Source organism: Bacillus sp. FSL R5-0523 (assembly GCF_037975295.1).
In the GTDB taxonomy this organism is placed as follows: Bacteria; Bacillota; Bacilli; order Bacillales; family Bacillaceae; genus Bacillus; species Bacillus subtilis.
Genome location: NZ_CP150251.1, coordinates 945,001 through 964,879 on the forward strand (window position 1 = coordinate 945,001; position 19,879 = coordinate 964,879).

At 44.5% G+C, this 19,879-nt stretch carries 20 protein-coding genes, 15 tRNA genes and 1 riboswitch (1 of these 36 cut by a window edge); of the genes, 27 read left to right on the top strand and 8 right to left on the bottom strand.

All coding sequences use genetic code 11. The features are described 5' to 3' along the window. The 14 genes from NYE53_RS04785 to NYE53_RS04850 all read left to right on the top strand — a co-directional run. Positions 1-32, top strand: a tRNA-Glu gene (locus NYE53_RS04785); it begins 40 nt to the left of the window's first position. A 9-nt stretch (positions 33-41) separates the two neighbouring features. Next, positions 42-117: transfer RNA gene (locus NYE53_RS04790), tRNA-Val, on the top strand. A gap of 9 nt (positions 118-126) precedes the next feature. Next, positions 127-203: transfer RNA gene (locus tag NYE53_RS04795), tRNA-Met, on the top strand. A gap of 11 nt (positions 204-214) precedes the next feature. Next, positions 215-291: transfer RNA gene (locus NYE53_RS04800), tRNA-Asp, on the top strand. 12 nt (positions 292-303) lie between these two features. After that, positions 304-379 (top strand) — tRNA-Phe (locus NYE53_RS04805). Between the two features lie 5 nt (positions 380-384). Then, positions 385-457: transfer RNA gene (locus NYE53_RS04810), tRNA-Thr, on the top strand. A gap of 22 nt (positions 458-479) precedes the next feature. Then, a tRNA-Tyr gene (locus NYE53_RS04815) sits at positions 480-564 on the top strand. Between the two features lie 5 nt (positions 565-569). Next, positions 570-643, top strand: a tRNA-Trp gene (locus NYE53_RS04820). Between the two features lie 24 nt (positions 644-667). Next, positions 668-743, top strand: a tRNA-His gene (locus tag NYE53_RS04825). Positions 744-752: 9 nt separating this feature from the next. Next, positions 753-824 (top strand) — tRNA-Gln (locus tag NYE53_RS04830). Between the two features lie 49 nt (positions 825-873). Then, positions 874-948, top strand: a tRNA-Gly gene (locus tag NYE53_RS04835). A 5-nt stretch (positions 949-953) separates the two neighbouring features. After that, a tRNA-Cys gene (locus NYE53_RS04840) sits at positions 954-1,024 on the top strand. 7 nt (positions 1,025-1,031) lie between these two features. After that, positions 1,032-1,120 (top strand) — tRNA-Leu (locus tag NYE53_RS04845). Positions 1,121-1,386: 266 nt separating this feature from the next. Continuing rightward, a tRNA-Leu gene (locus NYE53_RS04850) sits at positions 1,387-1,468 on the top strand. 78 nt (positions 1,469-1,546) lie between these two features. Here NYE53_RS04850 and spo0M read toward each other — a convergent pair. Next, entirely contained in the window at positions 1,547-2,323 is a 777-nt protein-coding gene (gene spo0M, locus NYE53_RS04855; RefSeq protein WP_003233481.1) for a sporulation control protein Spo0M, read from the bottom strand. Positions 2,324-2,464: 141 nt separating this feature from the next. Between spo0M and NYE53_RS04860 the strand changes: the two genes are divergently transcribed. Further along, positions 2,465-2,668, top strand: a complete 204-nt coding sequence (locus NYE53_RS04860) for a hypothetical protein (protein WP_014479229.1) — start codon at positions 2,465-2,467, stop codon at positions 2,666-2,668. Positions 2,669-2,752: 84 nt separating this feature from the next. On the opposite strand, the gene NYE53_RS04865 is transcribed toward NYE53_RS04860, so the two are convergent. Beyond that, positions 2,753-3,025 (bottom strand): spore coat protein, encoded by a 273-nt coding sequence (locus NYE53_RS04865; RefSeq protein WP_339247541.1) that lies wholly within the window; start codon positions 3,023-3,025, stop codon positions 2,753-2,755. A gap of 41 nt (positions 3,026-3,066) precedes the next feature. Between NYE53_RS04865 and NYE53_RS04870 the strand changes: the two genes are divergently transcribed. Both NYE53_RS04870 and thiC read left to right on the top strand, forming a co-directional pair. Beyond that, a complete protein-coding gene (locus NYE53_RS04870) occupies positions 3,067-3,759 on the top strand; it encodes a Type 1 glutamine amidotransferase-like domain-containing protein (RefSeq protein ID WP_251188527.1) in 693 nt (230 codons plus the stop codon). 69 nt (positions 3,760-3,828) lie between these two features. Beyond that, positions 3,829-3,936: riboswitch (TPP riboswitch) on the top strand. A gap of 132 nt (positions 3,937-4,068) precedes the next feature. Then, on the top strand, positions 4,069-5,841 hold the full coding sequence (gene thiC / locus NYE53_RS04875) for a phosphomethylpyrimidine synthase ThiC (protein ID WP_339247544.1): 1,773 nt from the start codon (positions 4,069-4,071) through the stop codon (positions 5,839-5,841). A gap of 37 nt (positions 5,842-5,878) precedes the next feature. On the opposite strand, the gene NYE53_RS04880 is transcribed toward thiC, so the two are convergent. Continuing rightward, on the bottom strand, positions 5,879-7,234 hold the full coding sequence (locus tag NYE53_RS04880; protein WP_339247547.1) for an FAD-binding oxidoreductase: 1,356 nt from the start codon (positions 7,232-7,234) through the stop codon (positions 5,879-5,881). Between the two features lie 249 nt (positions 7,235-7,483). On the opposite strand from NYE53_RS04880, the gene senS reads away from it, so the two are divergent. Continuing rightward, positions 7,484-7,681, top strand: coding sequence for a transcriptional regulator SenS (gene senS / locus NYE53_RS04885; RefSeq protein ID WP_003245192.1), 198 nt, complete (start codon positions 7,484-7,486; stop codon positions 7,679-7,681). Between the two features lie 115 nt (positions 7,682-7,796). Here senS and NYE53_RS04890 read toward each other — a convergent pair whose 3' ends face one another. Further along, positions 7,797-9,149: an IS1182 family transposase gene (locus tag NYE53_RS04890; protein WP_327830730.1), complete on the bottom strand. Its 1,353-nt coding sequence runs from the start codon at positions 9,147-9,149 to the stop codon at positions 7,797-7,799. A gap of 136 nt (positions 9,150-9,285) precedes the next feature. Further along, positions 9,286-10,737: a catalase KatA gene (gene katA, locus NYE53_RS04895; protein ID WP_014476225.1), complete on the bottom strand. Its 1,452-nt coding sequence runs from the start codon at positions 10,735-10,737 to the stop codon at positions 9,286-9,288. A gap of 406 nt (positions 10,738-11,143) precedes the next feature. On the opposite strand from katA, the gene NYE53_RS04900 reads away from it, so the two are divergent. From NYE53_RS04900 to rpsN, 6 genes are all read left to right on the top strand, one after another. Continuing rightward, a complete protein-coding gene (locus NYE53_RS04900; protein WP_021479704.1) occupies positions 11,144-11,911 on the top strand; it encodes an ABC transporter ATP-binding protein in 768 nt (255 codons plus the stop codon). A gap of 17 nt (positions 11,912-11,928) precedes the next feature. Further along, on the top strand, positions 11,929-12,927 hold the full coding sequence (locus tag NYE53_RS04905; RefSeq protein WP_339247549.1) for an aliphatic sulfonate ABC transporter substrate-binding protein: 999 nt from the start codon (positions 11,929-11,931) through the stop codon (positions 12,925-12,927). Further along, on the top strand, positions 12,924-13,754 hold the full coding sequence (locus tag NYE53_RS04910) for an ABC transporter permease (protein ID WP_010886451.1): 831 nt from the start codon (positions 12,924-12,926) through the stop codon (positions 13,752-13,754). The genes NYE53_RS04905 and NYE53_RS04910 overlap by 4 nt, the downstream gene beginning before the upstream one ends. A gap of 22 nt (positions 13,755-13,776) precedes the next feature. After that, positions 13,777-14,907 (top strand): FMNH2-dependent alkanesulfonate monooxygenase, encoded by a 1,131-nt coding sequence (gene ssuD / locus NYE53_RS04915; protein ID WP_134154994.1) that lies wholly within the window; start codon positions 13,777-13,779, stop codon positions 14,905-14,907. A 103-nt stretch (positions 14,908-15,010) separates the two neighbouring features. Then, on the top strand, positions 15,011-15,547 hold the full coding sequence (locus tag NYE53_RS04920; protein WP_032725752.1) for a hypothetical protein: 537 nt from the start codon (positions 15,011-15,013) through the stop codon (positions 15,545-15,547). Positions 15,548-15,658: 111 nt separating this feature from the next. Next, positions 15,659-15,928: a 30S ribosomal protein S14 gene (rpsN, locus tag NYE53_RS04925; protein WP_003233455.1), complete on the top strand. Its 270-nt coding sequence runs from the start codon at positions 15,659-15,661 to the stop codon at positions 15,926-15,928. A 17-nt stretch (positions 15,929-15,945) separates the two neighbouring features. Here rpsN and NYE53_RS04930 read toward each other — a convergent pair whose 3' ends face one another. Together NYE53_RS04930 and NYE53_RS04935 are read right to left on the bottom strand one after the other, a co-directional pair. Further along, positions 15,946-16,419 (bottom strand): membrane protein, encoded by a 474-nt coding sequence (locus NYE53_RS04930; protein ID WP_014476230.1) that lies wholly within the window; start codon positions 16,417-16,419, stop codon positions 15,946-15,948. A gap of 1 nt (position 16,420) precedes the next feature. After that, positions 16,421-16,621, bottom strand: coding sequence for a helix-turn-helix transcriptional regulator (locus NYE53_RS04935; RefSeq protein WP_009966860.1), 201 nt, complete (start codon positions 16,619-16,621; stop codon positions 16,421-16,423). Positions 16,622-16,814: 193 nt separating this feature from the next. On the opposite strand from NYE53_RS04935, the gene NYE53_RS04940 reads away from it, so the two are divergent. Next, positions 16,815-16,888: transfer RNA gene (locus NYE53_RS04940), tRNA-Gly, on the top strand. Between the two features lie 90 nt (positions 16,889-16,978). Here NYE53_RS04940 and NYE53_RS04945 read toward each other — a convergent pair. Further along, complete coding sequence (locus NYE53_RS04945; protein WP_335389016.1) at positions 16,979-17,602, bottom strand: B3/4 domain-containing protein; 624 nt, start codon at positions 17,600-17,602, stop codon at positions 16,979-16,981. An 82-nt stretch (positions 17,603-17,684) separates the two neighbouring features. Between NYE53_RS04945 and queG the strand changes: the two genes are divergently transcribed. Beyond that, positions 17,685-18,845 (top strand): tRNA epoxyqueuosine(34) reductase QueG, encoded by a 1,161-nt coding sequence (queG, locus tag NYE53_RS04950; RefSeq protein WP_339247552.1) that lies wholly within the window; start codon positions 17,685-17,687, stop codon positions 18,843-18,845. Between the two features lie 66 nt (positions 18,846-18,911). Next, positions 18,912-19,847, top strand: a complete 936-nt coding sequence (locus NYE53_RS04955; RefSeq protein ID WP_015252502.1) for an amidase domain-containing protein — start codon at positions 18,912-18,914, stop codon at positions 19,845-19,847. Positions 19,848-19,879 lie beyond the last annotated feature (32 nt).

Consider the following 19,879-nt stretch of genomic DNA (forward strand, 5'->3'; position numbering starts at 1 on the left):
CGGTAACACGGGTTCGAATCCCGTACGGGTCATTATATGATGGAGGATTAGCTCAGCTGGGAGAGCATCTGCCTTACAAGCAGAGGGTCGGCGGTTCGAGCCCGTCATCCTCCACCATTATATCATCGCGGGGTGGAGCAGTTCGGTAGCTCGTCGGGCTCATAACCCGAAGGTCGCAGGTTCAAATCCTGCCCCCGCAACCAAATTTTAAAATGGTCCGGTAGTTCAGTTGGTTAGAATGCCTGCCTGTCACGCAGGAGGTCGCGGGTTCGAGTCCCGTCCGGACCGCCATTTAAATACTTAGGCTCGGTAGCTCAGTTGGTAGAGCAACGGACTGAAAATCCGTGTGTCGGCGGTTCGATTCCGTCCCGAGCCACCACCTATGCCGGTGTAGCTCAATTGGTAGAGCAACTGACTTGTAATCAGTAGGTTGGGGGTTCAAGTCCTCTTGCCGGCACTGTTTTTTCAAAATTTAATGTGGAGGGGTAGCGAAGTGGCTAAACGCGGCGGACTGTAAATCCGCTCCCTCAGGGTTCGGCAGTTCGAATCTGCCCCCCTCCACCATTTATAGGGGCATAGTTTAACGGTAGAACAGAGGTCTCCAAAACCTCCGGTGTGGGTTCGATTCCTACTGCCCCTGCCAAATTTATGACATCTTGAGATTATGGCGGTTGTGGCGAAGTGGTTAACGCACCAGATTGTGGCTCTGGCACTCGTGGGTTCGATTCCCATCAATCGCCCCATATTATCATTGGGCTATAGCCAAGCGGTAAGGCAACGGACTTTGACTCCGTCATGCGTTGGTTCGAATCCAGCTAGCCCAGTCTCACTTTTTATATCAACTGCATATAATGTATTAAGTCCATTAAAAATGCGGAAGTAGTTCAGTGGTAGAACACCACCTTGCCAAGGTGGGGGTCGCGGGTTCGAATCCCGTCTTCCGCTCCAATTACGGCGGCATAGCCAAGTGGTAAGGCAGAGGTCTGCAAAACCTTTATCCCCGGTTCGAATCCGGGTGTCGCCTTCTTATTGCCGGGGTGGTGGAATTGGCAGACACACAGGACTTAAAATCCTGCGGTAGGTGACTACCGTGCCGGTTCAAGTCCGGCCCTCGGCACCAATTTTACTTACATGGTAAGTTGAATTGGTGTTTGTGTTTTATCATTATAACTAATCATATTAATGATCTACATAAGTAGATCATTTTTTTAATGCTTTGATTTATCATAACAAGTTAAGTTCCGATGCCTATTATAAAGCGGCTGTATAGCTAGTCTTTCAACACTTTTATTTTATATTTCCATAAAAACTTTTTTTGAAATACGTTGACACTTTATGAGATCCATGATATATTTATATTCGTCGGTTAGATACGACGTAAAACTTGCCGGTGTGGCGGAATTGGCAGACGCGCACGACTCAAAATCGTGTTCCTTCTGGAGTGTCGGTTCGACCCCGACCACCGGTATACTGAAAAACCCGTTTCTTAATAGAAACGGGTTTTTATTTTTTATTAAAGAAAAGGAGCCGAGGCTCCTTTTTATACTTACTCAGCGTATTGGTCTAGGATCTCTTCTAGCACCTCTTCTAGCTCTTCGGTATCTTCAAGCTCTGATTGGCTGAAACGGACGCGTACAAGCTGTTCTCCGTCATTATACATCTCTTCCAGCCACCCTCGGAGTCCTCTTGCCCTGCGGTCGACTTCGAAAATGATTTCCAAACCGTCTTCGTCTAAAAGGAAAATGAGCTCTAATTCATCAAGCATCTGACGATAATATCCGGAAGTCGGAACGAATTCGAATTCTTGAACGAACGGAAGACGACGCTGGAAGTAGGGCGCTTGTTCGCAGTCTGCTTCGTTAAGACGGAAGCCCAGGTTTTCGATTGCTTCAAGCACATTTTCAATCCAAGGGTGTGCTTCAACGAAAATGCGGTCATGATCGGATTTATCGATACCGCCTTGAATGTCAAGGTCTGTCACCACGGCAACCTCTACTTTCCCTACAGTGATCGGCGTATCTAGAGGCAGAGTGAATGTGAACGGAAATTGATGCTCTTCACCAGGCTGTATGGTAAATGAACCAGTGACCCGGAAAGAATGAATTGTAGCGTATTTCCGGTGCTCTTCATCGTCTTTTACAATGACATACCGTGTGCTAAGCTGTAAATCGATATAACGGATGTCCTGAGCGATTTTTCCGCCTTTGACATGTACCGTTCCCTGTACTTCTTCTCCTGGAAAATATGCGTCTTTTTCTAAAATTGTATCTACTTTTGCAGCTCCAATTCCGGCACTTGCCGCAAGCTTCTTAAAAAATGACATGTTAGATCTTCCCCTTTTTCTTTTTTCTCAACAGATATACGTAAGAAGGAGGAAAAAAGATTCATCTGATTCATACTTTTTTCCTATTATTCGTCTCGGCCTAGGGACAGACTAAGAATAATATTGAAAATAAAGGAGTGGATGGAAGTGAATAAAGAAAGTTTGGTTGCAGATGAATTACACAGAATGTTTTTGGCTGGTGAGCTGCAAATCACAGTAGAGGAGGATATAAACAATATTTCCGAAAGGCTGAGAAACGGCGATCTCAGTTTAGACCGATTAAGCGGTGAAGACGCGTTTATAAAAGAAACGGTAAATGAGGCTTTAAGAAGAGTGGAGCAATAAAAAAGAGATGGCATCTCATCTTTGAGATCCCGTCTCTTTTTGTGGTCTTTGCTGTAAGATAAAAGCGAATCGATTTGGAATTGCTCACCCGATCCACCCCTTTTCTAACAGAAAATCTGACAGTTCATCATGGAAATAAACAGCTGTATCTAATTGATCATGCAACGCTTTTCTGATGTGGGGATTTTCGGCTTCTGTTATTGCGACAGTGTATTTGTTAATGCTGGTTTTTATTGTTGTCAACAAATCAAGAATATCTTTGGGACAAAGACTTTGTTCAATGGGAAACCACCTCCTTTGTTTTTTTAGCAGCTCCTGATAAGAAAGTATTTGACTTTGTTTCTTGCTTCTATACAAAATGCTATAATAAGCAACAAATTTTGTTGGGGGGTGTGATGATGAAGCAGATTATTGCGATGGGGGGCGGGGGTTTTTCGATGGAGCCGGATAATTTGTCCCTCGATCAATATATCCTCAATCAATCAAAACGAGAGCAGCCTCGTATTTGTTTTTTGCCGACGGCGAGCGGAGATTCCCAAAACTATATTCAGCGGTTTTATCATGCATTTCAAACACTGGATTGTGTGCCGTCTCACTTATCTTTGTTTAAGCCGCCATCAACAGATTTAACTTCTTTTGTTATGGAAATGGACGTGATTTATGTTGGCGGGGGAAATACGCGGAATTTACTTGTGTTATGGAAAGAGTGGGGGCTTGACCAGATTCTCAGGGAAGCATGGAAGAACGGTGTGGTTTTAGCTGGATTAAGTGCCGGTGCGATCTGCTGGTTTGAAGAAGGGGTGACGGATTCAGCCGGACCGCTGACAAGTTTGAAAAGTTTAGGTTTTTTGCAAGGGAGCTTTTGTCCCCATTATGACGGGGAAAAGGATCGGAGACCGGCATACCACCAGCTGATATCTAACAAGTTCTTATGCAGTGGCTATGCAGCGGATGATGGGGCTGCTCTCCATTTCATAAATGATCAGCTGTTTCAGACTGTGAGTTCAAGGTCGGGTGCAAAGGCATATCGGGTGATGATGGCTGAACATGAAATAGCTGAAATCCCGTTGCCGGTCAAATATTTAGGGTGAAATTGGCTGAATATTATCTATATTCCTCTTTTTTTCAGATTGATTTTATGATAAGATGAGTGCGAAATCAATAGTTACTGGGGGTGCCCGCTTTCGGGCTGAGAGAGAAGGCAAGCTTCTTAACCCTTTGGACCTGATCTGGTTCGTACCAGCGTGGGGAAGTAGAGGAATTGTTTTTGTTATTGTCTTGCTGGGCAATAATATGTTTCTTTCTGACTGTAACCGGGTTCATTTATATGAATCCGGTTTTTTGTGCTGGTTATGGGCTTGATTTTGTCCTTTCAAACATAGAAAGGGGAAGGAAAAGGAATGCAAAACAATTCAGTGCAGCAAGCCAACATTTCCATTATGTCAAGTTTTTCAGGCAGCAAGAAGGTATACGTGGAGGGCTCTTCTTCGGACATCCAAGTGCCGATGAGGGAGATTCTATTGAGTCCGACGACGGGATCGTTCGGCGAAGAGGAAAACGCGCCTGTGCGTGTCTATGATACAAGCGGACCGTATACGGACCCTGAAGTAACCATTAATATTCAAGAAGGATTAAAGCCGCTCCGCCAAAAATGGATCACAGAGCGCGGTGACGTGGAAGAGTATGAAGGTCGGGCTATAAAACCAGAAGATAACGGTTATAAAAAAGCAAATCCAAACGTAAGCTACCCAGGATTAAAGCGGAAACCGCTGAGGGCGAAGGCAGGTCAAAATGTCACACAAATGCACTATGCAAAAAAAGGGATCATTACACCTGAGATGGAATTTATAGCCATTCGTGAGCATGTGTCTCCTGAATTCGTCAGAGACGAGGTAGCCAGCGGCCGGGCGATTATTCCTTCAAACATTAATCACCCTGAAAGTGAGCCAATGATTATCGGTCGGAATTTTCATGTGAAGATTAATGCAAATATCGGGAATTCAGCGGTTACGTCATCCATTGAAGAAGAAGTGGAAAAAATGACGTGGGCCATCCGCTGGGGAGCAGATACAATGATGGATCTCTCTACCGGAAAAGATATTCATACGACGCGTGAATGGATTATCCGCAATTGCCCCGTGCCTGTGGGAACTGTTCCGATTTATCAGGCGCTTGAAAAAGTAAACGGCGTAGCGGAGGATTTAACGTGGGAGATTTATCGTGATACGCTAATCGAGCAGGCAGAGCAGGGAGTGGATTATTTTACGATTCACGCGGGTGTTTTGCTTAGGTATGTACCGCTGACTGCCAAACGGACAACTGGTATTGTGTCACGCGGGGGAGCGATTATGGCGCAGTGGTGTCTGGCTCATCATCAAGAAAGCTTTTTATACACACATTTTGAAGAAATATGTGAGATTATGAAAATGTATGATATTGCTTTCTCTCTTGGGGATGGTTTGCGTCCCGGATCAATTGCTGATGCCATTGACGAAGCGCAGTTTGCTGAATTAGAGACGCTTGGAGAGCTGACGCAAATTGCCTGGAAGCATGATGTTCAGGTGATGATTGAGGGTCCTGGACATGTTCCGATGCATAAAATCAAAGAGAACGTCGATAAACAAATGGACATTTGTAAAGAAGCGCCTTTTTACACATTGGGGCCGTTGACAACGGATATTGCTCCGGGATATGACCATATTACTTCAGCGATCGGAGCGGCGATGATCGGTTGGTATGGGACAGCAATGCTTTGTTATGTAACGCCGAAGGAGCATTTAGGACTGCCAAACCGTGATGATGTTCGTGAAGGAGTCATTACATATAAGATCGCTGCGCACGCTGCGGACCTTGCAAAAGGGCATCCCGGAGCGCAAATCCGGGATGATGCGTTATCGAAAGCCCGTTTTGAATTCCGCTGGCGGGATCAGTTTAATTTATCTCTTGATCCGGAGAGAGCCCTTGAATACCATGATGAAACCCTGCCTGCTGAAGGAGCAAAAACCGCTCACTTTTGTTCCATGTGCGGTCCGAAATTTTGCAGCATGAGAATTTCACAGGATATTCGGGATTATGCGAAGAAAAACGATCTCAGTGAAGCAGAAGCCATAAATAAAGGATTAAAAGAAAAAGCAAAAGAGTTTGTCGATACGGGAAGCAATTTATATCAATAAAAAAGATGAAGATGGAGCATGCTCCATCTTCATTTTTTTAGAAAAACAGAGAGCGTCGAAGCGGAGGAATACTCTGTTCAAAGCGGAAAACATTTTCTGGATCATATTTCGTTTTGACACGGCGGAGTCGTTCAACGTTTTCGCCGTAATATGTTCTTGGCCAGTTTCTGATTTCGATATCTGGCCAATTTACGTAGTCTCCCATCGTTTCTTTCGAAAGGGACGTTCTCAGCCCCTCAATCCAGCGGACATTTTGTCTTTTTTCTCCAGGGGATGTCCAGTTTGTTAAGTATTCCTGGGCAATGATTGCGTCACGATAATAAAATGCCGTTTGGTCGGGAGCGATCCGTCCGGCTGCCCCGCCGAGTGCTTGCTGCCAGACACTGGCGTTTTGATTCGGAGCGTGCTCTAAAAAGTGTTTTAGTGTTGAAATCGCACGTTCTGATAATGGCTTTTCAATGAAAGAGCCGGAGCGTTTCATTTTTTGAGGCTGATTGCCTCCCGGGCTGTTAAAAAAGGTTACCGCTTCAATGAATGGCGTTGTTTTTACCATTCCGCTTGTCGGACTTCCTGCTTTCAATAAAGGCTTTAACAGTTTTTTTAACTCTGTTTTTGGCCCGACAAATTGGCCGAGGGCTTCTATGCGGTTTACTTCTTTAGGCCAAAACTCTATTGATGATGTAAGCCGGTCATCTGTATACGGGGCCCAGTGCTGCCACGTATTAAATACTTCCTCAAAATCATCCCATCCCCATGTAATAGAAAAAATCGACACTTGAGAGATGGGCACTGCTTTAAATGTCATGGAGGTGACTATGCCGAAATTGCCTCCTCCGCCTCCCTGAGACGCCCAAAATAAGTCTGGATGATTTGAACAGCTGACTGTAATCAGATCAGCGCCCTCTTTTTCGTCTGCTACGATCATCTCAAGCTGCACGAGGCTGTCGCAAGTAAGGCCGGCAGCCCTTGTTAAAAGTCCAATTCCCCCTCCGAGAGTTAAACCTGTGAGCCCTACATTAGCAATGGTGCCTGCGGGAAGCGTCAGGCCGTATTGCCAGAGTGTCCGATAGACTTCTCCCAATTCAGCCCCCGCTTCAATATAGGCCAGCTTTTTATCCTGATTCACAGTTATTTTTTTCATTTCGCTTAAATCAATAACAAGACCGTTATTTAAAAGGGAAAAGTTCTCATAGCTGTGTCTGCCGCCTCTAATACGGAAAGGCACACGGTTTTCACGCGCCCATTTCAGCGCATTGAGTGCATCCTGTTTGTTTTGGCAAAACACAATGATGTCAGGATACCTTTCTAAGCTTAGGTTAATATTGGTTCTTGCTTCGTTATAGCCCGGATCATCCCGTGTCACGATACGTCCGGTCAATTTTGTCTTTTCCACACTCCCACATCTCTTTCTCTCGTATTCTAGTTTCTCTAGTTTATGCGTCAGGGGAAAAGAGTGTATAAGGAAAAAGCGGGGATGCAATCTGAAACAGTGTCAACACCCTAAAAAATAGTTGACAGGTCGGTATTGTATGAATTAACATGGTCAGTACAAATTTTTCAAATTTATCGCGCTGATCGGAACACCGAAGGCTCTTATCGTTTAGATAAGGGCCTTTTTTGTATGAAAAAGGAGGGATTATTGATGGGAGTCAAAAAAGAAAAAGGGAGAAAACGATTCAGGAAGCGAAAAACCTACGGGAATCAGATTTTGCCGCTTGAGCTGCTGATTGAAAAAAACAAACGAGAGATTATAAACAGCGCGGAACTCATGGAAGAAATTTATATGAAGATTGATGAGAAGCATACGCAATGTGTAACTAAATATAAAAAAACCCGCTGACTACAGCGGGTCAGCTTGTAGAGAAAACGATGTTTTTTCTACAAGCTTTTTTGTTTTGTAATGTTTCTTTAGATTTTCAGCTGATTTCAAAAACAGAAAAAGAGCTCCCACATACCTAGCTCTGCTTGGCTAGGTATGTGGCAATCTTCTTCATGTTCTGGCATGCGGCTGTGAGGAGAACTTGTTCGCTCACATTCCGTTTTCCCCTCAACCTGCAATAGCGAAGCCCGTGCAGTTGTTTTGAATCTGCAAAGCTTCGCTCTATTTTTTCTTTTCTTTTTTTGTAGAGGTTTTTTCCTGAAACAGACAAGCGATTTTGCCTGATCTTTTCTTTGTGGTCTTCCCATACATGCCGGGTGATGACTTTCTGATGTTTTTTTGATTTTGTGCAGTTTTCAAGAAAAGGGCATGAGGAACATGTTTCAGGATTTGATTTATATGACCTGTATCCTTTTCGGTCAGTTGTTGAGTATGTGAGTGTTTGCTGGTTCGGGCAAATGTACCTGTCTTTTTCAATGTCGTAATGAAATTTCCATTTTGGAAACAAGCCTCTAGTAGGGTGATATCGTCTGTGGGCAATGACGCCAAAAATATGACGGTCAGATAATCCTTTACAGATAGGAGCTGTTAAATATCCGGAATCAAGGGCGACAGCTTCTACTTGAAAACCAAATCGTGCGATTTGGTGATCTAATCGGTCAAGATAAGGCACGGAATCATGGACATTTCCCGGTGTGACATGGGCATCGGTGATAATGTTGTATTTCATATCCGTTGTGCGGTGATCTAAATAGAAAAAACCTTCTGGTTTGTTTTCGCGATACAGATATCCACTTTCGGGATCAGTTGTACTGTGGCGGATCTCTTTTTCAGCTTTCACCTCCTCTTTGACTATTAGTGGCTTTTTTCCGTGTTCCTCTCGATCTTCTTGGATGGCGTCATTTAAATCTTTGATATAGTTTTGTGTATCCTGTTCAATCGTTTTTCTTGTGTATTTATGCTTGTTGGCATTGGCTTTAAGGTGAGTGGAATCGGTGAATAGGACACGTCCGCCCACCATGTCATGATTGATGGCCTGAAGAACGATCTCATCAAAAATATCTTGGAAGATGGTTGTATCTTTAAAACGTGTGCGTCTGTTCCAGCTGATGGTGGAGTGGTGTGGAACTGGATCGTTTATGTTCAATCCGAGAAACCATCTGTACGCCATATTGTAGTAAATTTCTTTTTCGAGCTGTCTTTCTGAACGGATACCATAGAGGTATCCGATAAACATCATTTTGAATAAAATCAGCGGATCAAGTGAGGGGCGGCCTTTGTTTTCACTGTAGTAAGGCTTAACCTTTTCAATGATAAAAGAGAAGTCTATGTATTTATCGATTTTTCGAAGCAGATGATCCTCTTCGACAAGTTGGTCGAGAAGAACAAATTCAGCTGCGTTTTGAGAAGAATTTCTTGTGTGGAACATGGGAAAGACACCGTCCTTTTGAAGTCTCTCTTTTATTTTATTACAGAAGAATGGATATTTTAAGAAAAAATAAAGGCTGTCGAGATTTTCTCGACAGCCTGACCCGCTGACTACAGCGGGTTTTTGCATTTCTACATTAAGCATCTTTTTTAATCGGCAATCCAAGGCCTTCTGCCACGCGTTTTCCGTATTCAGGATCCGCTTTGTAGAAGTGCTCGATTTGACGAAGCTTGATTTCTTCTTTTTCTACCGGCTTCATAGCATTAACGATATTTTCAACAAGGCGGGTACGTTCATCTTCACTCATTAAACGATACAGATCACCGGCTTGAGTGTAGTGATCGTTGTGATCGTAGCTTACGCTGTCAGCGATACCTTGTACCGGATATGCTGCTTGCTTATCCTCAGGTGACTCTTTTGGACCGCCGAAGCTGTTAGGCTCGTAATACACAGATCCGCCGCCGTTATCGTCAAAGCGCATTTGTCCATCACGCTGATAATTGTTTACTTTGTTGCGTGCGCGGTTGATTGGCAGCGCTTGATGGTTTGCACCGACACGGTAGCGGTGTGCATCATGATAAGCAAACAGTCGGCCTTGAAGCATTTTATCCGGTGAAACATCAATACCAGGCACGAGGGTTCCAGGTGAAAATGTCGCTTGTTCTACCTCTGCAAAGTAGTTTTCCGGATTTCTGTCTAGAACCATGCGTCCGACCTCGATTAACGGGTAGTCTTTTTGAGACCAAACTTTTGTGACATCAAACGGATCGAAACGGTACGTGTTTGCATCTTCTAAAGGCATGATTTGCACATATAGTTTCCATGCAGGATAATCACCGTTTTCGATTGCATTGAAAAGGTCTTCTGTATGGTAATCAGGGTTTTCACCAGCAATTTTTGCTGCCGTATTGACATCAAGGTTTTTCACGCCTTGTTCCGTTTTAAAGTGATATTTAATCCATACGCCTTCACCTTCGGCATTTGTCCATTTGAATGTATGACTTCCGAAGCCGTGCATGTGGCGAAGTGTTGCAGGAATTCCGCGGTCAGACATCAGGATTGTCACTTGGTGAAGTGACTCTGGTGAAAGTGACCAGAAATCCCATACAGCCGTAGGGTTTTTCAGGTGTGTTTTTGGATCTCTTTTTTGTGTATGGATGAAATCAGGGAACTTAATCGCATCGCGGATAAAGAATACAGGCGTATTGTTGCCGACGATGTCGTAGTTTCCTTCTTCAGTATAAAATTTAACAGCAAATCCGCGCGGGTCGCGAACTGTGTCAGCAGAGCCAAGTTCACCGGCAACTGTTGAGAAACGGATGAACAACGGTGTGCGTTTGCCGACTTCAGAAAGGAAAGCGGCTTTCGTGTATTTTGTTACGTCGTTTGTCACTTCAAAATATCCGTGTGCGCCTGCTCCTTTGGCGTGAACAACACGTTCAGGAACACGTTCTCGGTTGAAATGGGCCAATTTTTCGAGTAAATGTACATCTTGAATTAAAGTTGGTCCGCGAGAACCGGCAGTCATTGAGTTTTGATTATCTCCAACCGGAGCGCCCCAGCTAGTTGTCAGTTTATTTGAACTCATGTTATCACCTCTTGGAATTTATAAGAACATAATATCATCTCTAAGTAAAAAGTCAATATTATTTTATAATTATTATAAAATAGTTATCTCTATTAATCGATATCTAGTATCGAAAGTGTTGAAAAACCTTGTTATATCAGCTTTTGATAGTATTTAATAATTTTCAAAGAAATCCTTGTTTCTTCTCTACTTGCGAAACAAGCAGAGTAAGTGATAAACAAGGATATCAAAAATCGTATTTAAAAAAGAGTTGACATATCGGAATAATTTGAATTAACATGTTATTCAAACAAAAAAACAATTGGGCAGCTGATCGGACCGCCGAAGGCTCTCATCTCTACAAGAACAGAGATGGGGGCCTTTTTGTTTTTTTGAAGGCGGGGTTGGCAGAAAGAGAGGGATAAAAGTGGCTGTGACCATCAGCATCAAAGAAAAGGCATTTGTTCAAGAGGGCCGCAAAAACACGGTCTTAGAGAACATAGAATTATCAATCGCACCAGGCGAATTTCTAACGCTTATCGGACCGAGCGGGTGCGGAAAAAGCACCCTGTTAAAGATTATTGCAGGGCTTGATTCTGAATATGACGGGAGTGTTGAAATTAACGGCCGCAGCGTAACAGCTCCGGGTATTCAGCAAGGATTTATTTTTCAGGAACACCGCCTCTTTCCTTGGCTGACTGTTGAGCAGAATATTGCAGCCGACTTGAATTTGAAGGACCCAAAAGTCAAACAAAAGGTGGATGAACTGATCGAGATTGTCAGATTGAAAGGATCGGAAAAAGCATATCCGCGCGAGCTGTCAGGCGGCATGTCACAAAGAGTAGCCATCGCCCGGGCCCTGCTGCGGGAGCCTGAGGTGCTGCTTTTAGATGAACCGTTTGGTGCACTCGACGCTTTTACAAGAAAACACCTGCAGGACGTGCTGCTGGATATATGGAGGAGGAAAAAAACAACGATGATTCTCGTGACTCATGATATAGATGAATCTGTTTATTTAGGAAATGAGCTTGCGATCCTTAAGGCCAAACCGGGGAAAATCCATAAGCTGATGCCCATTCACCTGGCGTATCCGCGAAACCGGACGACTCCGGATTTCCAAGCGATCAGACAGAGAGTGCTGTCGGAATTCGAGAAAACAGAAGATTTGGAGTACGCAGAAGGATCAGGGATATAGAAAGGGCGGAAGCGGAAATGAAAAAAGGACTCATTGTATTGGTTGCCGTTATTTTTCTGCTCGCAGGCTGTGGAGCAAATGGAGCCAGCGGTGACCACAAACAATTGAAGGAAATTCGTATTGGTATTCAGCAAAGCTTAAGCCCGCTTTTGATCGCAAAGGAAAAAGGCTGGTTCGAAGATGCATTTGAAAAAGAAGGCATCAAAGTGAAATGGGTGGAGTTTCAAAGCGGTCCCCCCCAATTTGAAGGCCTTGCGGCAGACAAACTTGATTTTTCTCAAGTCGGTAATTCGCCTGTGATCGCTGGACAGGCGGCAGGCATTGACTTTAAAGAAATCGGTTTGTCTCAGGACGGTTTGAAAGCAAACGGCATCCTTGTCAATCAAAACAGCGGCATTCAAGACGTTAAGGGCTTAAAGGGGAAGAAAATTGCAGTCGCCAAAGGCAGCAGCGGGTTTGATTTTTTGTATAAAGCGCTTGATCAAGTGGGGTTGTCAGCTAACGATGTGACAATTATTCAGCTTCAGCCTGATGAAGCAGCTTCCGCATTTGAAAACGAATCTGTTGATGCCTGGTCCATTTGGGAGCCGTACTTGTCCTTAGAAACAATGAAACACGGAGCAAAAATCCTTGTGAACGGAGAAAGCACAGATTTATATTCACCGGGTTTTACTTTAGTAAGAACAAAGTTTTCAGAGGAGCATCCAGACGAAGTGGTCCGTTTTCTGAAGGTGTTTAATAAAGCCGTTGTATGGCAAAAGGAACATCTGGATGAAGCAGCGGACTTGTATTCTGACATTAAAGATCTCGATAAAAAGGTCGTCGAAAATGTGCTGAAAAATACTGAGCCTCTGAATGAGGTCATCAGTGACGACATTGTGAAAGCGCAGCAGGAAACAGCAGATTTTCAATTTCGAACAAAGGCGATAGATAAGAAAATTGATGTGAAGGATGTTGTCGATAACACTTTTATCAAAAAAGCATTAAAGGAACATTCCTCAGGAGGTGATCAATGATGAAAGCAGAGGCTGCGGGCTCGCTGCCCAAAACGAATGCGGAAGCGGTGCGAAAAAAGCCCGGAAGGAAGAGATACGGCTGGATGAAGGGGCTTTTACTGCCCGCTGTCATCATTGCCATCTGGCAGGTCATCGGCGGGCTGGGGGTTGTGTCCGCTACAGTGCTGCCTACACCTGTTACGATTGTTCTGACCTTTAAGGAGCTTATTTTGTCCGGCGAGCTGTTCGGCCATCTGCAAATCAGCATTTATCGGGCGGCGCTTGGTTTTTTGCTTGGCGCGGGGCTTGGATTGATGATCGGGATTTTGGCCGGATTCTCCAAACGGACGGAGCTGTATCTTGATCCGTCGTTGCAAATGCTTAGAACCGTACCTCATCTGGCCGTCACGCCGCTGTTTATTTTATGGTTCGGATTTGACGAAGTATCTAAAATTTTGCTGATTGCGCTCGGTGCCTTCTTTCCTGTCTATATCAATACGTTTAACGGCATCCGCGGGGTTGACGCGAAGCTGTTTGAAGTCGCCCGGGTGCTTGAATTTAAATGGCACCAGCAGATATCCAAAGTGATATTGCCGGCAGCCCTGCCCAATATATTGCTAGGCATTCGCTTATCGCTCGGCATTGCATGGCTCGGGCTCGTTGTGGCAGAGCTGATGGGCTCAAGCTCGGGAGTCGGCTATATGATCATGGATGCGAGACAGTTTTCACAAACGAATAAAGTCTTTGCAGGGATTATCATTTTTGCAGTGGTTGGAAAGCTGACGGATTCCTTCGTCAGGCTGCTTGAACGAAAGCTGTTAAAGTGGAGAAACAGCTACGAAGGATAAAAGATATAAAGGGGAGATGAATATGGAAATTCTTTGGTTTATACCGACTCATGGAGACGCGAGATATTTAGGATCTGAAAGTGATGGACGGACTGCGGATCATCTTTACTTTAAACAAGTCGCGCAGGCGGCAGACAGGCTGGGATATACAGGAGTTCTTCTGCCAACGGGAAGATCGTGCGAGGACCCGTGGCTTACAGCGTCGGCACTGGCAGGAGAAACAAAGGACTTAAAGTTTTTAGTCGCGGTAAGACCTGGTTTAATGCAGCCTTCTTTAGCAGCCAGAATGACATCCACCCTAGACCGCATTTCAGACGGCCGGCTGCTGATCAACGTTGTGGCAGGGGGCGATCCGTATGAGCTGGCAGGCGATGGCCTGTTTATCAGCCATGATGAGCGCTATGAGGCAACAGACGAATTTTTAACCGTTTGGCGGAGACTTTTGCAGGGAGAAACGGTTTCCTATGAAGGAAAGCATATAAAAGTGGAAAACAGCAATCTGCTTTTCCCGCCGCAGCAAGAGCCGCATCCGCCCATCTATTTCGGTGGTTCGTCACAGGCTGGGATTGAAGCTGCCGCAAAGCATACAGACGTGTACTTGACATGGGGTGAGCCGCCTGAACAAGTAAAAGAAAAGATAGAAAGAGTCAAAAAGCAAGCGGCAAAAGAAGGGAGATCCGTTCGATTTGGCATTAGGCTGCATGTCATTGCCCGTGAAACTGAACAAGAGGCATGGGAAGCGGCAGAGCGCTTGATCAGCCACTTGGATGATGACACCATTGCCAAAGCGCAGGCAGCTTTGAGCCGTTACGACTCTTCAGGCCAGCAGCGGATGGCCGTCCTTCATCACGGCGATCGGACGAAGCTTGAAATCAGCCCGAATCTGTGGGCGGGGATCGGCCTGGTCAGAGGAGGGGCAGGAACAGCTCTTGTCGGTGATCCGCAGACGATTGCCGACAGGATAGCGGAGTACCAGGCACTCGGCATAGAATCGTTTATATTCTCCGGCTATCCGCATTTAGAAGAAGCGTATTATTTTGCAGAGCTTGTATTTCCGCTTTTGCCGTTTGAAAATGATCGGACGAGAAAGCTTCAGAACAAAAGGGGAGAAGCGGTAGGAAACACTTATTTTGTCAAAGAGAAAAATGCATGAGTTTAACTAAAATACAGCCCCCCGAACATGGTATGATATTCAAAAAAAGGGGGCTTTTTTTCTGAAAGCCTTGAGAAGCGCGGCAGTCATTTGCCTCATAGCTATGCTGTCTGCATGCGGACATTCAAAACAGATGGAAATCAAAGCGGCGGACATATCAGATCTTGAAAAAAACAGAATGGATGTCGCAGCTTCACAGGCATTCACTGCCGAAGCCGTCAATATCGGTGAAGGTATTTCTTCAGCTGACATGTACATCGAACATTATCAAAAGGGAAAGCTTGTTGAGAGGTTTGGACCGGTTCGTGCAGATTATTCAGAGGAAAAACCCGATACCATACAATTTGTTTATTTTGAGAATGAAGAGGGGGAAGGAAAGAATAAACATACCACCATTCATTTTGGCATTGTGGATAAACAGGGAAATATAGCGGCTGATTCATCGGTGAAACGCGACGATAGCACAACACAGGAAATGACTCAGAATATTTCATCGCCGGAACCGATTACTTTCGAGAAGCCTGCTTTGATCGGCAGCAGTATTAGAGGGACTGACGAGACAATGCACACCTCTGAACATAAAAAAGAGCTCATTAAGCATCAAGATGCGTTACTGTATTATGTGGAATTGCATCATTAGAATGGGCGGCTTTAGGCCGTCTGTTTTACAAAGCGGTATGCTTGCTTTTTTGAATGGTGCATGATACATTTTAAATCGTAATAATTTCGATTTAAAGGGAGGCTATGTGACTTGGCTAAAAAATCAAAAGTGGCAAAAGAGTTAAAACGCCAACAGCTTGTTGAGCAATACGCTGGTATTAGACGCGAGTTGAAGGAAAAAGGAGATTACGAGGCACTCAGCAAGCTGCCAAGAGATTCAGCACCGGGAAGGCTTCACAACCGCTGCATGGTAACGGGGCGCCCGAGAGCATATATGAGGAAGTTTAAAATGTCCAGAATCGCTTTCAGGGAGCTGGCCCATAAAGGCCAGATTCCCGGTGTGAAAAAAGCAAGCTGGTAAGAAAAAACTCCGGCCGATTACAGCGCGCCGGAGTTTTTTTCGTTTTTCTTGAAAGAGATGACGTAGGAAAGGTGCTGGATGATCATGATGATAAACACAATAATAATAGGGAAAAACGGAATGCGCGATTGAAATAGCGGATAAAAAATGAGAAGTACCGCTGCGGCAGGCAGCGAGAAGTAGACAGCGATATATGACGCGCGACATGCTTTTGCCGTCATCATCTGCTCTCTTTCATCCTGCTCTTCAAACTCATCAGGCAGAAGAAGCTGCTTTCTGGCAGGGCGGCTTTTTTTCTGTAAGTACAAATAAACCGCAGACGCCGCAACAAACAGAATAAAGGGGGTGAGGTTTAATTCAAATACCATCCCGCCGCTCTTTGTGCCGAAAAAAGATGCTATGCCTTCTGAGGCTTCAAAGTATGAAATCAGCGTCCAGCATGCAAGGCCAAATAAAACAAGGTGAAAAGCTGCTTTTGTTTTCATGCTCATCTTAGTTTTCCTCCTCTAACCAAAAGACATCCTCCATTTTCATGGAGAAGGCTTTGCAGATTTTCAGTGCTAACAGCAGTGAGGGAACATAATCGCCTTTTTCAATAGCTGCCACAGTCTGTCTTGTGACGCCGACTGTTTCTCCTAGTTTTTCCTGAGAATAGCCGAAGCGTGCCCTCAGCTCTTTTACTTTATTTTTCATCATGACGTCTGTCCCCTTCACAATCTCGATTGATTATATTGTATAGTATACTTAACATTATGTAAATGGAACTTAACAACTTTACAAAAAGATAACTTTTTTTCGACAAAATTTTTATATTCCCTTGACGAAAAATAAATAAACATGTAATATAAAAAAAGTCAGAGCGGTACTGTTGCTGACAACCAAAAATGCGGGTGTAGTTTAGTGGTAAAACCTCAGCCTTCCAAGCTGATGTCGTGAGTTCGATTCTCATCACCCGCTCCATACATACGTTATTAACGCAGTGTTTCGTTTCTCAGATAAACGAAGTATTGCGTTTTTTTATGTAAAAAAGAACACGACATTCGTGTTCTTTTACGTAAGCCAATGTACTGTATGGGTGCCGCCGTGAATTTGTTCAAACATTTTCGTTAATGATGATAAGAGGTTAACAGCGCTGCTTTTCTGAATCGATGGCGGGAAAAAAATGATTTGCAGCATATTCTTAGTCTCGTTTGAAACGGGATAGTGGTTGACGCTGTTTTTGAAATCGCCAAAAATGCCGTTTTCATCAGAGAAAAGCAGTATGTTTTCTTTTTCTCCCAATGAGATCCGGACCGGCTCATGAAGCTTTCCGGCATCATAAATCATAATAGGCAGAGAATATTTTAATGCGAAAAAATCGATTGTGTCATGGGCCGAGTCTTTACTTTCCATGAATTGTTCCTTGGATATCGGGACCAGCATGTCCTCCATTGGGGTTGTTTCTCCCTCAAATGAAGGGTTAAGCTGTTTAAAGAGTTCCTGCCATTCCTTGACGAAGGATTCATCGGATATACCGCCGTCCGCATAGTCGAAAAACAAGGATTCTTGAAACAGGCGGAGTCTGCCTTTCAGCATTTGCGGTGAGGAGCCGACTTCGATATTCTCATAAATGACAGCAGCTGCATGTAAGCCGGCCGCACGTTCAGTAATAACAGAATCAAGTTTGATATTCACTAGCATTCACTCCAGTTACGTGATATCAACCTATTATAAACGCTGTATCGTTTTATCACAAAGAAAGGAGGCTGTGCAAAACATGAACATTTATCAGCTCAAAGAAGAATTAATTGAATACGCGAAAAGCATTGGCGTGGACAAGATTGGTTTTACGACCGCTGATACTTTTGACAGTTTAAAAGACCGTTTGATTCTTCAAGAATCACTTGGCTATCTCTCCGGCTTTGAAGAGCCGGATATCGAAAAAAGGGTGACGCCGAAGCTTCTTTTGCCGAAAGCGAAATCAATAGTGGCAATTGCTCTCGCATATCCTTCCAGAATGAAGGATGCGCCGAGAAGCACGAGAACTGAGCGCAGGGGCATTTTTTGCAGAGCCTCCTGGGGAAAAGACTATCATGATGTGCTGAGGGAAAAGCTTGATCTGCTGGAGAATTTTCTAAAAAGCAAGCATGAGGATATCAGAACGAAGTCAATGGTTGATACAGGTGAATTATCTGATCGCGCCGTTGCGGAACGTGCCGGAATCGGATTCAGTGCGAAAAACTGTATGATCACAACACCCGAGTATGGCTCCTATGTGTATTTGGCGGAAATGATCACAAATATCCCTTTTGAGCCTGATGTGCCGATTGAAGATATGTGCGGGTCCTGCACGAAATGCTTGGATGCCTGTCCGACGGGAGCCCTGGTTAATCCCGGGCAGCTTAATGCGCAGCGCTGCATCTCTTTTCTGACCCAGACAAAAGGATTTTTACCTGATGAATTCCGGACAAAAATCGGAAACCGCCTGTACGGGTGCGATACGTGCCAAACGGTATGCCCTCTCAATAAAGGGAAGGATTTTCATCTTCATCCGGAAATGGAGCCTGATCCTGAGATTGCCAAACCGTTATTGAAGCCGCTTTTGACCATCAGCAATCGAGAATTTAAGGAGAAATTCGGGCATGTCTCAGGTTCTTGGCGCGGGAAAAAACCGATTCAGCGAAACGCCATTTTCGCGCTTGCGCATTTTAAGGATGCTTCCGCACTGCCTGAATTGGCGGAACTGATGCATAAGGATCCGCGTCCTGTCATCAGGGGGACAGCCGCATGGGCAATCGGGAAAATCGGAGACCCCGCATACGCGGAAGAGCTTGAAAAAGCGCTGGAAAAAGAGAAGGATGAAGAGGCAAAGCTGGAAATTGAAAAAGGAATTGATTTGCTAAAAGCTTCAGGCATGACTAAACAAGGCTTGTCCTGACATACGTATAGAGCAGAAGGAAAAAACACTTGAGATCATCCAAGTGTTTTTTCTCTATAAAAAAGTATGGCGGGTGGGGTGAGCTTGAAGCACATTTTAGAACAATTAGCGGAGGAGAGGCTGGGCTTTCTGGTTAACGGGCATGCTATGAGACAGGAGTCTCAAGTCGGAGACCTTAAAGTCATGGAGCGTAAGAAAAAGCTTCTGGAAAAACGTAAAGTTGACATCATAAAAGCGAAAGCAAAGGCCGTGATTAATCATGTGCGGGTTGAGGATGACGGAACGACCTGCCTTTCGTATACCATCCATTACGAATACGTGTGTAAGGAACAAGATGACAGCTTGTATATAGAAGAGCACATAGAGGAGCGAATGGCTTTCCTGTATGATCACATTTTGATTAGTGATCAGGAAATTGCGAAAAAGCCGGCTGGATTTCATGAAGGGACCAGTATTATTGACTATTCTGAAGCTGAAGAGGAAAGAGAAGCGTTTGGCAGGGCTTTTCAATACGATCGTCTCGGCGCTGTCCAATATGCCGAGAAATTTTGGAACAAGCGCAATCCTGCTTATAAAAATTTCAGCGATAACTGTACAAATTTTATTTCTCAGTGTCTTCATGCAGGAGGCGCGCCGATGCGCGGTCATCCGAACAGGGGATCAGGCTGGTGGATGAAACAAAGCTCATGGAGCTACAGCTGGACGGTGGCTCACTCTATGAAAATGTATTTGTCGAATTCAAAGGCCGGACTGCGTGCGGTGCGGGTGAAATCAGCGGAAGAACTGATGCCGGGCGATGTGATTTGCTATGACTTCGAAGGAGACGGCCGGTTTAATCATACAACGATTGTCGTGGCAAAGGACAAAGGCAATATGCCGCTTGTCAACGCCCAGACCTATGACAGCCGGATGAGGTATTGGTCATATGAGGATTCTACGGCATACACGCCGTCAATACGATATGCCTTTTTTCATATCGTTGATGATACGACAAAAGAGTAATTAATGTTATAATGATGGGCGGATAAGAAAAA

Coding starts and splice junctions, on each gene's coding strand:
- spo0M (WP_003233481.1), bottom strand. CDS start 2,323: ATGTCATTTTTTAAGAAGCTTGCGGCAAGTGCCGGAATTGGAGCTGCA.
- NYE53_RS04860 (WP_014479229.1), top strand. CDS start 2,465: ATGGAAGTGAATAAAGAAAGTTTGGTTGCAGATGAATTACACAGAATG.
- NYE53_RS04870 (WP_251188527.1), top strand. CDS start 3,067: ATGAAGCAGATTATTGCGATGGGGGGCGGGGGTTTTTCGATGGAGCCG.
- thiC (WP_339247544.1), top strand. CDS start 4,069: ATGCAAAACAATTCAGTGCAGCAAGCCAACATTTCCATTATGTCAAGT.
- senS (WP_003245192.1), top strand. CDS start 7,484: ATGGGAGTCAAAAAAGAAAAAGGGAGAAAACGATTCAGGAAGCGAAAA.
- NYE53_RS04890 (WP_327830730.1), bottom strand. CDS start 9,149: ATGTTCCACACAAGAAATTCTTCTCAAAACGCAGCTGAATTTGTTCTT.
- katA (WP_014476225.1), bottom strand. CDS start 10,737: ATGAGTTCAAATAAACTGACAACTAGCTGGGGCGCTCCGGTTGGAGAT.
- NYE53_RS04905 (WP_339247549.1), top strand. CDS start 11,929: ATGAAAAAAGGACTCATTGTATTGGTTGCCGTTATTTTTCTGCTCGCA.
- NYE53_RS04910 (WP_010886451.1), top strand. CDS start 12,924: ATGATGAAAGCAGAGGCTGCGGGCTCGCTGCCCAAAACGAATGCGGAA.
- ssuD (WP_134154994.1), top strand. CDS start 13,777: ATGGAAATTCTTTGGTTTATACCGACTCATGGAGACGCGAGATATTTA.
- NYE53_RS04920 (WP_032725752.1), top strand. CDS start 15,011: ATGCTGTCTGCATGCGGACATTCAAAACAGATGGAAATCAAAGCGGCG.
- NYE53_RS04930 (WP_014476230.1), bottom strand. CDS start 16,419: ATGAGCATGAAAACAAAAGCAGCTTTTCACCTTGTTTTATTTGGCCTT.
- NYE53_RS04935 (WP_009966860.1), bottom strand. CDS start 16,621: ATGAAAAATAAAGTAAAAGAGCTGAGGGCACGCTTCGGCTATTCTCAG.
- queG (WP_339247552.1), top strand. CDS start 17,685: ATGAACATTTATCAGCTCAAAGAAGAATTAATTGAATACGCGAAAAGC.
- NYE53_RS04955 (WP_015252502.1), top strand. CDS start 18,912: ATGGCGGGTGGGGTGAGCTTGAAGCACATTTTAGAACAATTAGCGGAG.